Origin of the sequence: Sporosarcina limicola (assembly GCF_014873855.1) — a bacterium.
Lineage (GTDB): Bacteria > Bacillota > Bacilli > Bacillales_A > Planococcaceae > Sporosarcina > Sporosarcina limicola.
On sequence record NZ_JADBEL010000002.1, the window covers coordinates 75,307 to 90,161 of the forward strand.

Consider the following 14,855-nt stretch of genomic DNA (forward strand, 5'->3'; position numbering starts at 1 on the left):
GCTTTGGCCTGGACGAGACTGGCCTCCACCTTGTGCCGGACGCGCTGCTGGACGGTTAGCTGATTGTCCTGATGTGCTTTGGCCTGGACGAGACTGGCCTCCGCCTTGTGCCGGACGCGCTGCTGGACGGTTAGCTGATTGTCCTGATGTGCTTTGGCCTGGACGAGACTGACCTCCGCTTTGTGCTGGTCGGGATTGACCACCTTGTGCCGGTCTTGCTGATGGACGTGCAGCTGATTGTCCACCTGTCGTACCTTGTGTACTTTGTGCTGGACGGTTTTGACCTGCTTTTTGAGTAGCATCCGATTTCGGTGCAGGATTTACTTTTGGTGCATTTGACTCTTTTTTATAATCGCTGAATTTATTATCCAATTTAGAAACAACTTCCTTATCTATTGTGGACATATGATTTGTCACACTCACATTTATCTTACTAAGCTCATCGATGACTTCTTTACTTGATTTATTCACACGTTTTGCGTATTCATGTACACGTATTTTCGTCATTAGCCCACCCCCGATTATATTCGTTGAGGAGCCCAGACACTTTTTTGGCAAAGCCAGCGTCCGTTAGCGCGAGTACGACCCGCGACTCTTTACCGATTGCATGCCCAATGTCTTCACGATTTCCGAAAACATGCTTCTCAACGTTGTAAGACGTACATTTATCGTCCAATTTCTTCAATGTGTTGTTAGATGCATCTTCTGAAACAATCACAAGATGCGCTTTACCAGAACGGATTTCACGTATAACGAGTTCTTCACCTGTGATGATCATCCTTGCGCGTGTAGCCATGCCAAGCATTTGATAGATCTGTTTCGTCGGATCTATCATTTCAAAGCCTCCCGGCGGATTGCATGAAGTAGATCATCGAATACCTGTTCAGGCACGGCCGTTCCAAGTTGACTTTCAATCGAACGATTTCGACGCGCGGATTCGACTGCTTCTTCGGATTTTGACACATATGTCCCGCGGCCAGATTTCTTGCCTGTGAGATCCACTGAAACTTCCCCTTCTTTCGGACGGACGATGCGTATCATTTCCTTCTTTGGAAACATCTTGCCTGTCGACGCGCATTTACGTAAAGGAATTTTTTTCATGTTTGTCATGTGTGGTCATCCTCTCTCCTCAGTCTTCGTCGCTTGAATACAAATCGATTGATTCGATTTCTATATCCTTTGTCACTTCATCCTCAATATAATACGGATCGTCATTTTGTGTAGTTTCTTCAATAATATCTTCTTCGGCAGCCTCATTGAATACAGGAGGATAGATTCCGAGTTCCCGTGCATCCGTTTCACTCTTGATGTCTATTTTCCAACCGGTCAACTTAGCAGCTAGTCTTGCATTCTGTCCTCGTTTTCCGATGGCAAGCGATAATTGATAATCAGGTACGACAACCGTTGTCGATCGTTCGTCATCATTCACTCGGACATCGATTACTTTGGATGGGCTTAACGCGTTTGCTACGAAAATAACCGGATCCTCAGACCACTCCACGATATCAATCTTTTCACCATTCAGTTCATTGGTAATCGATTGCACACGAGAACCTCTTGCGCCTACACATGAACCAACCGGATCGACGGCATCATTATTCGTATGAACTGAAATTTTTGAACGGTCTCCTGCTTCGCGTGCGATAGATTTAATCTCTACGATGCCTTCAAAGATTTCAGGTACTTCCATCTCAAACAATCTACGTAGAAGGCCAGGATGTGTTCGCGATACGAATACTTGTGGGCCGCGTGATGTTCGTTCAACTTTTGTAATATAAACTTTAATGCGATCATGCGGCTTAAACGATTCGGTCGAAATCTGCTCACCTATTGGCAATACAGCTTCGACTTTCCCAAGACCTACATACAAGTTGCGTGGATCGAGTCGTTCAACAATACCGTTAACGATATCATCTTCCTTGTCGACATACTCCTCATAGATAATGCCACGTTCCGCTTCCCGAACTCGTTGTGTGACGACTTGTTTTGCAGTCTGCGCCGCGATACGACCGAAATCACGTGGTGTTACTTCTTCTTCCACGATATCCTCAAGTTCGTAAGAAGGATTAACTTTGTGCGCATCTTCAAGCGAGATTTGTAATCGATCATCCTCGACTTCTTCTACGACATCTTTACGGGAATATACTTTCATCGTCCCCTTATCAAGATTCAAATCAACCCGCACGTTTTGTGCCTGATTGAAGTTACGTTTATAAGCGGTTATAAGTGCCACTTCGATTGCTTCTACCAATACGTCCCTTGAAATGCCTTTCTGCTTTTCGAGGGCAGTCAATGCATCGAGTAGATCACTACTCATTTTCATCACTCCTACAGTCAATTATGCGGAAAAATCGATGGCCAATCTGGCAAGTGCGATTTTTTCCTTGTCAATACTTACAGTCACTTTCCTTGTCTTGATGCGTATTTCGACTTCTGCGGTTTCAGGACCATAAGTTAGTAAGTAGCCTTCGAATTCCTTCATGCCATCGATCGCTTCATAGGTCTTAATAAATACGAACTGACCGATTGCTTTTTGGAAGTCTTCTTCCTTTTTCAATGGTCGCTCTGCCCCTGGTGAAGATACTTCAAGGAAGTAATTTTGTGTAATTGGATCGGTACGGTCGAGTTCTTCACTTAGTTTTTCACTTACTTGTGCACATTGATCAATGTCGATATTTCCATCAGGGTTGTCAATATACACGCGCAAAAACCAGTCTTTTCCTTCTTTTACAAATTCCAAATCGACTAGCTCTAATCCCAAGTCATTTACGATTGACGTTGCAAGCTGCTCAATTTCCTCCGTAATTTTACTCATCTTGTCCCTCCCAACAACTATCTAAAAAGCGCTTAGAACAACAGAAAAGAGCGGGAATTCCCACTCTTTTTGCGCAAGACTATTACAAAAGTTATTCCAATCATACCATACGAAGATAGCGGGTGCAACAATGTCTTAGAAGAGAGAAAGCTGATTCGCTTCCGGCATGCCTTCTAGGCAACCTAACGTATCCAAGTACTCGACTACTGTCTTGGAGACACGCCCCCGTTGCTGTAAGTCCTCTTTCGAAAGAAACTCTCCATCCTTCCTCGCTTCAACAACCGCTTTCGCAACATTTGCTCCAAGTGACGGTATCGAATTAAACGGTGGCAAGAGGGAATTCCCTTCAATGATAAATTCCGAGGCATCTGATTTGTATAGATCTGGTTTCGCAAATGAAAAGCCCCGTTCGCACATCTCCAATGCAATCTCAAGCACCGTTAGTAAACTTTTCTCTTTCGGCGTTGCATCAAGCCCTTTTGCATTAATTTCTTTAACTTGTGCCCGAATCGAAGCCGATCCTTTCGTCATCGACAATAGATCGTAATCAGTTGCTCGTACTGTGAAATAAGCTGCATAATACAAAATCGGATGATGTACTTTAAAATATGCAATACGAAGTGCCATCAGAACATAAGCAGCGGCATGCGCTTTCGGGAACATGTATTTAATCTTTTTACAAGATTCAATGTACCAATTCGGCACACCCTGCGTTTTCATCTCCGCCTCGAATTCCGGTGAAAGACCTTTCCCCTTACGAACGGACTCCATGATTTTAAAGGCCATCGATGGTTCTAATCCTTGATAAATCAAGTACACCATGATGTCATCGCGACAACCGATAACGTCTGACAGTACACATGTTTTATTCTGAATCAATTCCTGTGCGTTACCTAGCCAAACGTCCGTCCCATGAGATAATCCCGAAATCTGAATCAGTTCTGAAAACGTCGCTGGTTTGGTCTCTTCAAGCATCTGACGAACGAATCGGGTACCAAACTCTGGCACGCCAAGTGTCCCGGTTTTACAACCAATCTGTTCTTCCGTGACACCAAGTGAAGTAGTCCCACTGAATAGTTTCATGACTCCTTCATCATCTGGAGGAATGGTTAACGGATCAATTCCCGAAAGATCTTGCAACATTTTTATCATCGTCGGGTCGTCATGCCCAAGAATATCGAGTTTCAACAAATTATTATCGATAGAATGAAAGTCAAAATGGGTAGTCTTCCAGCTTGAATTCGTGTCATCTGCCGGGAATTGAATTGGCGTAAAATCGAATATCTCCATTGTATCTGGTACAACGATAATACCGCCGGGATGTTGCCCCGTATTCCGCTTGACGCCGGAGCAACCTTGCACGAGTCTGTCAATTTCCGCTCCACGAAGGTTCAAGCCATTATCGTTCATATAACCACGTACATAGCCGTAAGCCGTTTTTTCCGCAACTGTTCCGATAGTCCCTGCCCGGAAGACGTACTCTTCCCCAAACAGTTCTTTTGTGTAATTATGCGCATGCCCCTGGTATTCTCCACTGAAATTCAAATCGATATCCGGTACTTTATCCCCTTTAAAACCAAGAAATGTTTCAAACGGGATATCTTGACCATCTTTTTTAAACATCGTCTCGCAAGAAGGACACGCTTTATCGGGAAGGTCATAACCTGAACTTACTGAGCCATCAGTAAAGAACTCGACATTTTTACAGGATGGACAGATGTAATGCGGCGGTAATGGATTCACTTCGGTGATTTCCATCATCGTCGCAACGAGAGATGATCCAACTGACCCCCGCGAGCCAACAAGATAACCATCATCAAGCGATCTCTTAACTAATTTATGGGAGATGAGATAGATAACCGCAAATCCGTGACCAATTATCGATTTCAATTCTTTATCGATTCGCGCTTCAATTAGTTCCGGCAACGTTTCACCATAGATTGCATGAGCCATAGAATATGTCAATTCACGTACTTCATCTTCTGCTCCTTCAATCTTCGGTGTATAAAGTTCATCCTTAATTGGTTTCACATCGCCGATTCTATCAAGAATTTTCCGTGGATTGTCAATGACGATTTCCTCCGCGACTTGTTCACCCAGAAACGAAAACTCTTCCAACATTTCATCTGTCGTCCTGAAATGGACTGCGGGCAAAGCATGTCTGTTCATCGGGTTGGCCCCGCCTTGCGATCTAACAAGAACTTCCCGGAACTTGGCGTCCGTCTCATCGATGTAATGGACATTACCTGTCGCACACACTGGAAGTCCGACTTTTTTCCCAAGCTTAATCATTTTCCGCATGATGTCTTCCATATTCCATTCATCGCGAATCAATTCAAGTTCTACGAGATGTGAATAGACTGGTTTCGGATGCACCTCAAGGTAGTCATAGAACTTCGCGATTTCCTCAACCTCTTCAAGCGACTTCTGCATCAGCCCTTCAAATACTTCGCCTTTATCACACCCAGAACCGACTAAAAGACCTTTCCGATGTTTGATAAGTAAGGACCTTGGAATCCGTGGTACGCGGTAGAAATAATTCATATGGGAATAGGAAACGAGTTTGAATAAGTTTTTTAACCCTTCGTCATCGGTCACAAGAAGCGTGCAATGGGATGGACGGGAACGTTTATAGGCATCTCCTTCCCCAATATGCGTATTGAAATCATCCAAGTATTCGATACCCTTCTCTTCTGCTTCTTTCATGAGACGCAAGAATAGATGGGCAGTTGCTTCGGTGTCATAGATGGCGCGATGATGCTGGGTCAGTTCGATATTATACTTTTTCGCCAGTGTATTCAGTCTGTGATTGCGCATCTCTGGATGAATTAATCGAGCCAATTCGAGCGTGTCGATAACTGGATATGCGGCTACAGTTAGCCCCGACTTTTTAGCCGATTCGTAAAAGAACCCCATATCAAATTTTGCATTATGGGCGACGAGTATCGAATCTCCGATAAATTCATCGAACTGCTTGATGACTTCCGCAACTTCAGGGGCATCTTTTACCATATCGTCCGTTATACCTGTCAGCTTTGTCGTTGTGGAAGACAATGGATGATGCGGATTAGCGAAACGTTCAAATGTCTCAATGATTTCACCATTCTTTAGTCTGACTGCAGCAAGCTCAATAATTGTGTCATAAACAGCTGAAAGTCCTGTTGTCTCAACGTCGAACACGACATATGTAACATTCTCAAGTTTCAGATGCTGTTCATCATAAACAATCGGTACACCATCATCGACCAAGTTCGCTTCCAGACCGAAAATCACCTTAATATCGTTCTTCTTCCCAGCTGAAAACGCTTCTGGAAACGATTGGACATTCGAGTGATCTGTAATCGCGATTGCAGGATGACCCCATTTCGCTGCTTGTTCGACAAGTGCAGATGCGGATACCAAACCATCCATCTGACTCATTGTCGTATGGGCATGAAGCTCGATTCGTTTCCTATCCTCGGGTGCTTTGTCTTTCCGTATGACGGGTGTGACTTCCATAATATCCTGTGCCATCATGATTAAGTCACGGACGAATGTATCGTTCTGAATTCCACCGCGTGCTCGGATCCATGCCCCTTTTTTCAACATTCTCATCATTTCGGCATCTTCATTATCACGGGAAAACATTTTCACAAGAATTGAATCCGTATAGTCGGTCACTTTCAACGTAAGTAATGAACGGCCACTACGTAATTCCCGTACTTCTGTATCGAACACAAATCCTTCTATCGTCACGCGGCGCTCTTCATCTTGAATATGCTGAATTTCCAATAACGGTTCATCCTGCCTGATGGGAGTTCCAAGTCGGAACGGGCCGGTTATATTGCCATTTTCTTTTTTATTGGTTTCGCGTTGCATCATATCAGCAAGTGCTTTTTGCCCCAGCGCATCTTCCTCTGCCTTACGTTGTACTAAAAATGCTTTTTGCGCATCTACTGCGCCATTATCCTCTTCGGTGATTTTGAAATCGACAATCGGCCTTGCTAAACCGAATGTTGTATAGACCTCTGAAATCTGGCTCGCGTATTTACTTTTCAACGTTTGTAGCTCCATGTCATTCATGCAAAGAAGCGTCATTTTGCCCCCTGTCATGACAGGTTTTTGGCTCATCAACCGATCCCTAATTGGCGGCGACATCACACTCATCTCTTCGATGACGATTGGCCAGTAGTCAATGAGTAGCTGATCATCAACTTCCTCGGCGTTATGCGTGATTTGCAAACGAACCGTTGCGATTGCTGAAAAAGCTTCGTTTATGCGGCCAGAGAAATATTTATATATTTCAATAGGTAATGGTTGTTTGAGTGTCAAATTGAATTGCCACACACGTGATTTTTTATGGATATTAACGCGATTCAGTTCCGCCTGCTCAAAGTGAATCGCGAATTGGTCATCTGTCATTCCAATTTGCTGTAATAGTACATACAGTTTGTTGTTGGCCTCCATCTACCGTCCCACCTTTCTTTTGCAGTGAAAAAGAAGGGAAGTACCGATTTAGACGGCCTTCCCTTCCTGCTCGTTATTCCATTCCGAAAAATGCTTGCAACTTTTCAGTGAGTTCCTCTTTTTGCCATTCCGTAGATTCCCCGGTCTGTCTGAACTTCACTTCTACGATGCCCTCAGAAGCTTTTTTCCCAACTGTAATACGTACCGGCAATCCAATTAGATCCGAATCGGCGAATTTCACACCCGCACGCTCAGGTCTATCATCATAGAGTACGTCATATCTGTACGATTTTAGGATGTTATATAGCTCTTCAGCCAATGCGTTTTGACTTTCATCCTTGGTGTTAATGGCAATAAGATGGACATCGTATGGCGCTAATTTTTTTGGCCATTTCAAGCCATTCTCATCATTGAACTGTTCCGCAACCGTAGCAAGAATTCGTGAAACTCCGATTCCATAGCACCCCATGATGAACGGCTTTGCTTTACCGTTTTCATCAAGAAACGTCGCATCCATCGCTGTGCTATACGTTGTCAAGAGTTTGAATATATGACCCACTTCAATTCCTTTGGCAAACTTAATCGTACCTTTGCCGTCCGGAGAAGTATCCCCTTCTTGAACGAAGCGTAGATCTTCATAACGATCCACCGCAAAATCTCGTTCCGGATTAACATTCGTTATATGGAACCCGTCTTCGTTCGCACCGCAAACACCGTTTACGATGGACGCGATTGCATGATCCGCAATCACTTTTAGATCGACCGGTAATTTAACAGGTCCAATTGAACCGACTCGACATGAGAGAAGTTCCAAGACGTCCGCTTCATGAGCAAATTCCACAACCGTTGCACCTAGTGCATTTTTAAGTTTGATGTCATTGATTTCATGATCGCCACGAGCAAGAACGACAATAAGTTTATCATCCGCTTTGAAGATAAGCGTCTTGACAATTCGACTTGCATCGACTTCAAGGAATGATGCAACATCGTCAATGGTTTTCTGGTTAGGCGTCTCGATTTTCTCCATTTTCTTCAATGGCTCGGACAATTTTTCATAGGCTACATTCACTTCAGCCATTTCGATATTCGCCGCATAGCTAGACGAATCACTGTAAGCAATCGTATCCTCGCCTATGTCGGACAATGCCATGAACTCATGCGTTCCTGTTCCACCGATAGAGCCGCCATCCGCGATAACCGCTCGGAAATTCAGGCCAATTCTTGTAAAGATATTCATATATGCCCGCATCATGTCTTGGTATTTTTCTTCAAGACTTTCTTCCGTCGCGTGGAATGAATACGCATCTTTCATGATGAACTCACGGCCACGCAACAAACCGAATCGTGGACGTTGCTCATCGCGAAACTTCGTCTGAATTTGGTACATCGTTAACGGCAATTTCTTATATGATTTCACTTCGTCACGGACGAGGGATGTAATGACTTCCTCATGCGTTGCGCCAAGTGCAAATTCCCTGTTGTGGCGATCTTTCAAACGAAACAGTTCAGGACCATAGTTGTACCATCTTCCTGTTGCCTGCCATAGTTCCGCCTGTTGCATTGCAGGCATGAAGACCTCGACAGCTTCAATTGCATCCATTTCTTCTCGAATGATTATCTCTATTTTTTGTAACACTTTCTTACCCAAAGGCAGATAGGAATAGATTCCACTCGTGTTTTGACGAATGAATCCAGCACGTAGCAACAGTTGATGGGATTTAATCTCCGCATCAGAAGGCACTTCACGCATGGTTGGGATGAATGATCGTGATTGTCTCATGTCGTTTTCCACCTCAACTAAAGTTTTAGAAATCATGTTTTACAATCCTAGGCGCTGCAATTTTCTATTCTAAAAGAAGAATTGCTGGATATCATTCCATGTGACAACTAGCATAAGAACCATGAGAAGCATGATTCCAACAAAATGGACCATTCCTTCTTTTTGCTTGGAGACTGGCTTACCACGAATCGCTTCGATTAAGAAGAACAGCAATCTTCCCCCATCAAGTGCGGGCAATGGTAGCAAATTCATGATTCCCAGGTTGATGCTCAATATAGCAGCCCAGTTCATGAGACTGTAAATACCGAACTGTGCAACTTCTTCTGTCGCCTTGTAAATGCCGACCGGCCCAGATAATGCGTCAATCGAGAATTTACCCGTAACGAGCATTCCAAGCAATTCAAATATTCTCATAAACCAAGTATAGGTTTGCTCCGCACCAAATGCGACCGCCTTCAGCGGATTCTTTTCAACTGGACTCTCATAGACTACGCCTATTCGACCAAATTCCTTGCCCTTTTCTTTAACTGTGGCTGGAATAATTTCAAGCTTCACTCTTTCACCATTTCGATCTACTTCAAATTGAAGCGGCACCTCAGGATTATCCTGAATGACTTTAGAAAACTCCATCCACGTGCTTACAGGCTTTCCATCGACCACTTTGATGTAGTCGCCTTCTTCCATACCAGCCATCTGCGCAGGACTACCCGCTTTTACTTCTGAAATAATTGGTTCGTTTGTTGGTTCGCTTATCGGTACTCCTTGCAGAAGTCCAATCGCTAGGAAAATGAAGAATGCAAGGATGAAATTGAACAATGGACCCGCAAATATGGCCATCGCACGACTGCCAACAGATTTCGATTCAAATTGTCTATCATATGGAGCAATAAGTGTTTCCTGACCTTTTTCAAGAATAATTGCTTTTCTAGAGACGTTGTAGCGAACGAGTTGTCCCTCGTCGTCATAGCCTTCGATATACAATTCCTTTTCAAGATCCGAGGATTCCGTTTCCAAAAACAGCACGTCTGGATTCGCAACATTGCGGTTCAAGTAGATTTTCTCTACTTCACCAGACCTTCCAATTAGGAGACCTACACGATAGCCTGGCTGTAACTCGACTGTATCAAAGTCTTCACCAGCCATTCTGACATACCCGCCAAGCGGTAAAAGCCGAATCGTATATAATGTTTCGCCTTTCCTGATTGCAATTATTTTAGGACCGAATCCAATCGCAAATTCGCGCACCATAATCCCTGCCCTTTTAGCAAACAGGAAATGCCCAAATTCATGAAAAGCAACGAGTGTACCGAAAATGACTATAAACGCAATAACGGTTTCCATATAAAACCACCTTCACTGACCATTTTGGTCCATTCTTAAGTAATTGATTCTACCATAGCATACACCATTTTTCGAGTAAGCGAATCTGTTTCCAAAATCGTTTCGAGATCTGGTGTAGAAATCACCTGATGCCCATCCATTATACGTTCAATGATATCTTCGATTTGGATAAACGGTATGCGTCCATTCACGAATAAATCGACCGCCACTTCGTTTGCCGCATTCATGACAGTCGGCATTGTGCCACCCTCCCTGCCAGCAGCATACGCAAGTGCTAATGCCTTAAAACGATTGTAATCCATCTTGTCAAAATGCAATTTGCCAATCTCCTCAAGTCTAAGCGGCTTCGCGTTTTGCATCGGAATTCGGTCTGGATACGTTAGTGCATATTGGATTGGCACGCGCATATCTGGAGAACCAAGTTGAGCCATGACGCTAGTATCTTCAAATTCGACCATGGAGTGTATGATGCTTTCCTTGTGCAATAGACAATCAATTTTATCATACGGCATGCTGAACAAATGATGTGCCTCAATCACTTCGAGTCCTTTATTCATCATCGTCGCTGAGTCAATCGTCAATTTATTGCCCATCGACCAGTTCGGATGTGCAAGGGCCTGCTCCACTGTGACATTTGAAAGTTCCTTCCGTGAAAGATCCCTGAAGCTTCCTCCTGACGCCGTTAATATGAGTCTAGAAATACGCTTAGGGTTTTCCCCGTTCAATGACTGGAAAAGCGCGGAATGCTCGCTGTCAACCGGCAGAAGCGGAACACCATATCTTTTAGCTTCCGCCATGACAATATCCCCTGCGGCCACAAGCGTCTCCTTGTTGGCAAGTGCGATGGTAATGCCTGCTTTGATGGCTTCAAGCGTTGGCTTGAGTCCGACACTCCCCATGACCGCATTGACCAAAATATCGGCATTTGAATGAGCCGCTACCTCAATGAGCCCTTCTTCACCGTAGACAAATTTGATGTTCGGAAATTCACCTTCCAGTCGATCAGCATCTTCACGCCTCATCACCGAAACTACCTTTGGGAAAAACATAACTGCAATTTCCCTTACCTTATCAATATTCTTGCCAGCTGAAAAAGATACGAGTTCAAATCTGTTCGGATTCGATCCGATGATATCTAACGTCTGTATTCCAATGGAGCCGGTCGCCCCTAGAAGACTTATTTTCTTTTTCATAACGACACCCTTTCCAATCAAATACGCCTTGGCGGATTTGCGCCCGGATTTTGAATTGAGCTTACTCAATTCAAAATCCGGGGCATCCGCCAGAGGCTTAACTTTATTCAGCAGGGATTTGAAACCTCGTTGAATTGTCTACATACTTCTAATTATATCATTACTTATTGAAGTGAATGACCTCTGCTGAATGAAGTTAACCTACAAAATGAAGGAAATGAAGCAGTGGTAATACAAAAAGAAGACTATCAAATCTATCCAATATTCCGCCATGTCCCGGTAGGAGCTTTCCTGAGTCCTTCACTTCATAATGCCTTTTAAGTGCCGATTCGACAAGGTCACCCAGTTGTCCAACAATAGAAGCAATAATTGTCACACTAATAAGTAATATGTATGTCGATGCAATTGGGATAAAGTATTGAAATACGCACGCAAAAACAATAGCGGAGATAATTCCACCCAAAAAACCTTCAATCGTCTTATTTGGTGATATTTCCGGCCAAAGCTTCCGCTTGCCGATTTTCCTCCCTATAAAATAAGCACCTGAATCTGTCGTCCAAATCACCATCAAGGCATACACGACATATTCAATTCCAGACATTCTCGTTTCGATCAAATAATAGAAGCCAATTCCGACATACAGTGCCGCCAAGACAGAAAATGCCGCGTGATCGAACGTATACCTATTTTTCACAATCACCGTATGGACCAATAAAATGAGAACAAATGCAAACGCCATTTCGATTTTAGTATAGCCTAGTATGTCATAAATGTGGTTTCCCCAATCTATCGGCATAAGAAGCACAACGAGTACAGCCCAGGTGATGACGCCTTCGATAGAGAATAGGCGGATCTCTTTCATCCGCAACAATTCATATAATCCAACCGTAGCAATTGCATAAATCCCTATCGTGAAAGGTATACCTCCGGTAATAACTAATGGGATGAAAAATGCAAACGCAACGATAGCGGTGATTATTCTTTGTTTCATGCCTTCCCTTCCCCTTCTATACTTCCAAAACGTCTATTGCGCAATTGGAATTCTTCGATTGCATTCAACATGCATTTTTCATCAAAATCAGGCCATAACACATCTGTGAATGAGAACTCTGAATATGCAAGTTGCCACAGCATAAAATTCGAGAGTCTTACTTCGCCGCTTGTACGAATAAGCAAATCGGGATCTGTTAAATGTGCGGTCATTAGATGAGATTCGATGAGTGATTCATTGATATCGTCTGATTTGATTGACTGATCCGCAATCAGCGTTGCAATTTCCTTTACAGCTTCGACGAGTTCAAGCCTACTACCATAATTCATGGCAAAATTTAACGTCAAACCGTTATTTCCTTTTGTTTCTTCCATTGCTTTTAAAATCGAATTCTTCGTATGATTCGGCAGTTCATCAAAATTCCCAATCATTTCAACTTTCACATTTTGCTCGATTAGTTCAGGGAGATATGTAGTTAGAAACTCGCCAGGAAGTTTCATTAGAAAATCTATTTCCAATTTGGGACGTTTCCAATTTTCTGTGGAAAAAGCGTAAAGTGTAAGCACTTTTATGCCGAGTTCGTTTGCGATTCGAGTTATTTTACGGACCGTTTTCATCCCTTCATGATGACCTGCGATTCTTGGTAAGCTACGCTGTTTCGCCCATCTTCCATTGCCATCCATAATAATCGCTACATGAGCAGGAATGTCTCTGCATTTCACATTAGCAATCCGTTCGATTAATGAACCGCTCGACACCCTAGTTTTTTTCCGAAAGAGTTTTTCCAGCATATCGTTTCCTCCACTCGGCTACTTTTCATAGCAAGTACATACTCTATCGTACCAAATTTAACGTCAAATTACAGTTGATAATGAAAAACAAATGAAAAAGACGTCCTGAAATTAGGACGCCCCGGAGTATAGAAAGTTCTTCTATCAGATATCCATGATTTCATTTTCTTTATCTTTTGCAATTTCATCAATTCTTACGATTTGAGTATCAGTTAACTTCTGGATTTCCTCACCATTACGATGTAATTCATCTTCCGTAATGTCACTACTTTTTTCGAGTTTCTTGAAATCCTCATTTGCATCGCGACGAACATTACGGATTATAATTTTTGCGTCTTCCGCTTCTTTTTTCACAAGTTTGACGAGATCTTTACGTCGTTCTTCCGTCAATATAGGAATCGCTAGACGAATAACAGACCCATCGTTTGATGGTGTAATTCCTATATCTGATTTCATGATTGCCTTTTCAATATCCCCTAGCGTTGTCTTATCATACGGTTGAATGACGAGAAGACGCGCCTCGGGAACAGAAATTCCAGCCATCTGACTGAGTGGTGTAGGTGCTCCGTAATAATCGACAGCTATTCTGTCTAATAAGGAAGCATTTGCGCGTCCAGCTCGAATTGATGCAAGTTCCCTCGTATACGAACTAATCGCTTTGTCCATCCTGTCTTTCGCTTGATTTAATACTGTTTGTGGCATTAAATATTCCTCCTGACAACCGTACCGATTGGCTCACCAAGTACAGCTCTTTTTATATTTCCGTGCTCCATAATCGAGAATACTACGAGTGGGATATCATTGTCCATACATAGAGTAGAAGCTGTAGAATCCATAACTTCAAGACCTTGACTAATGACTTCTAAATAGGATAGTTCTGTGTACTTAACCGCATCCGCATTTTTCATCGGGTCCGCGGAGTATACGCCGTCCACATTATTTTTACCCATAAGGATGACATCTGCTTCGATTTCCGCCGCACGTAGAGCCGCTGTCGTATCTGTCGAAAAATAAGGGTTTCCAGTTCCTGCTGCAAAAATGACGACCCTTTTCTTCTCAAGATGACGAATCGCTTTGCGACGTATGTAAGGTTCTGCAACTTGCCTCATTTCGATAGAAGAAGAGACACGGGTTTCAACACCAATTTTTTCTAGGGAATCCTGTAACGCAAGGGAATTCATGACTGTTGCCAGCATGCCCATATAATCCGCAGTCGCACGATCCATTCCCATTTCGCTTCCGATTTTGCCACGCCAAATATTTCCGCCCCCAACAACGACGGCCACTTCGACATCAAGTTCAACAACTTCTTTCACTTGTTCAGCAACGGTTTTGATAATCTCAGGTGATAATCCGAACCCTTTTTCTCCAGCAAGTGCTTCACCGCTTAATTTCAAGACGATTCTTTTGTATTTTGCGACGCTCATTTGAACCCTCCATCTATTCGGTTTTCTCGAAAAAGAGGGAACACACGCATGTGTTCCCACTCATCATTTTA

13 protein-coding genes are annotated in these 14,855 nt (G+C 43.3%); all 13 read right to left on the reverse strand.

Features of this window, described 5'->3' with window-relative positions; genetic code table 11:
• A partial coding sequence (locus H4683_RS21220) for a translation initiation factor IF-2 N-terminal domain-containing protein (RefSeq protein ID WP_225941840.1) occupies positions 1-507 on the reverse strand: 507 nt, incomplete at its 3' end.
• Complete coding sequence (locus H4683_RS02460; RefSeq protein WP_192597246.1) at positions 485-835, reverse strand: YlxQ family RNA-binding protein; 351 nt, start codon at positions 833-835, stop codon at positions 485-487. The genes H4683_RS02460 and H4683_RS21220, both read right to left, overlap by 23 nt.
• Positions 832-1,110, reverse strand: coding sequence for an RNase P modulator RnpM (rnpM, locus tag H4683_RS02465; protein ID WP_192597247.1), 279 nt, complete (start codon positions 1,108-1,110; stop codon positions 832-834). The genes H4683_RS02460 and rnpM overlap by 4 nt, the downstream gene beginning before the upstream one ends.
• Positions 1,111-1,129: 19 nt before the next feature.
• Entirely contained in the window at positions 1,130-2,317 is a 1,188-nt protein-coding gene (gene nusA, locus H4683_RS02470) for a transcription termination factor NusA (protein WP_192597248.1), read from the reverse strand.
• 21 nt (positions 2,318-2,338) lie between these two features.
• On the reverse strand, positions 2,339-2,815 hold the full coding sequence (rimP, locus tag H4683_RS02475; protein WP_192597249.1) for a ribosome maturation factor RimP: 477 nt from the start codon (positions 2,813-2,815) through the stop codon (positions 2,339-2,341).
• 135 nt (positions 2,816-2,950) lie between these two features.
• Complete coding sequence (locus H4683_RS02480; protein ID WP_192597250.1) at positions 2,951-7,261, reverse strand: PolC-type DNA polymerase III; 4,311 nt, start codon at positions 7,259-7,261, stop codon at positions 2,951-2,953.
• Between the two features lie 73 nt (positions 7,262-7,334).
• Complete coding sequence (locus H4683_RS02485; RefSeq protein ID WP_192597251.1) at positions 7,335-9,041, reverse strand: proline--tRNA ligase; 1,707 nt, start codon at positions 9,039-9,041, stop codon at positions 7,335-7,337.
• A 69-nt stretch (positions 9,042-9,110) separates the two neighbouring features.
• Positions 9,111-10,382 carry an RIP metalloprotease RseP gene (rseP, locus tag H4683_RS02490; RefSeq protein ID WP_192597252.1) on the reverse strand — a complete coding sequence of 424 codons (1,272 nt, stop codon included), beginning with the start codon at positions 10,380-10,382 and terminating at the stop codon, positions 9,111-9,113.
• Between the two features lie 35 nt (positions 10,383-10,417).
• Entirely contained in the window at positions 10,418-11,575 is a 1,158-nt protein-coding gene (locus H4683_RS02495) for a 1-deoxy-D-xylulose-5-phosphate reductoisomerase (protein ID WP_192597253.1), read from the reverse strand.
• Between the two features lie 196 nt (positions 11,576-11,771).
• The gene (locus H4683_RS02500; RefSeq protein ID WP_192597254.1) at positions 11,772-12,566 is read right to left on the reverse strand and encodes a phosphatidate cytidylyltransferase; all 795 of its coding nucleotides are present in this window, start codon (positions 12,564-12,566) and stop codon (positions 11,772-11,774) included.
• Positions 12,563-13,357 (reverse strand): isoprenyl transferase, encoded by a 795-nt coding sequence (locus H4683_RS02505; protein ID WP_192597255.1) that lies wholly within the window; start codon positions 13,355-13,357, stop codon positions 12,563-12,565. Before H4683_RS02505 ends, H4683_RS02500 begins: the two co-directional genes overlap by 4 nt.
• A gap of 144 nt (positions 13,358-13,501) precedes the next feature.
• Positions 13,502-14,059 (reverse strand): ribosome recycling factor, encoded by a 558-nt coding sequence (gene frr, locus H4683_RS02510; protein WP_192597256.1) that lies wholly within the window; start codon positions 14,057-14,059, stop codon positions 13,502-13,504.
• A complete protein-coding gene (gene pyrH / locus H4683_RS02515) occupies positions 14,059-14,784 on the reverse strand; it encodes a UMP kinase (RefSeq protein WP_192597257.1) in 726 nt (241 codons plus the stop codon). The genes frr and pyrH overlap by 1 nt, the downstream gene beginning before the upstream one ends.
• Between the last annotated feature and the right edge of the window lie 71 nt (positions 14,785-14,855).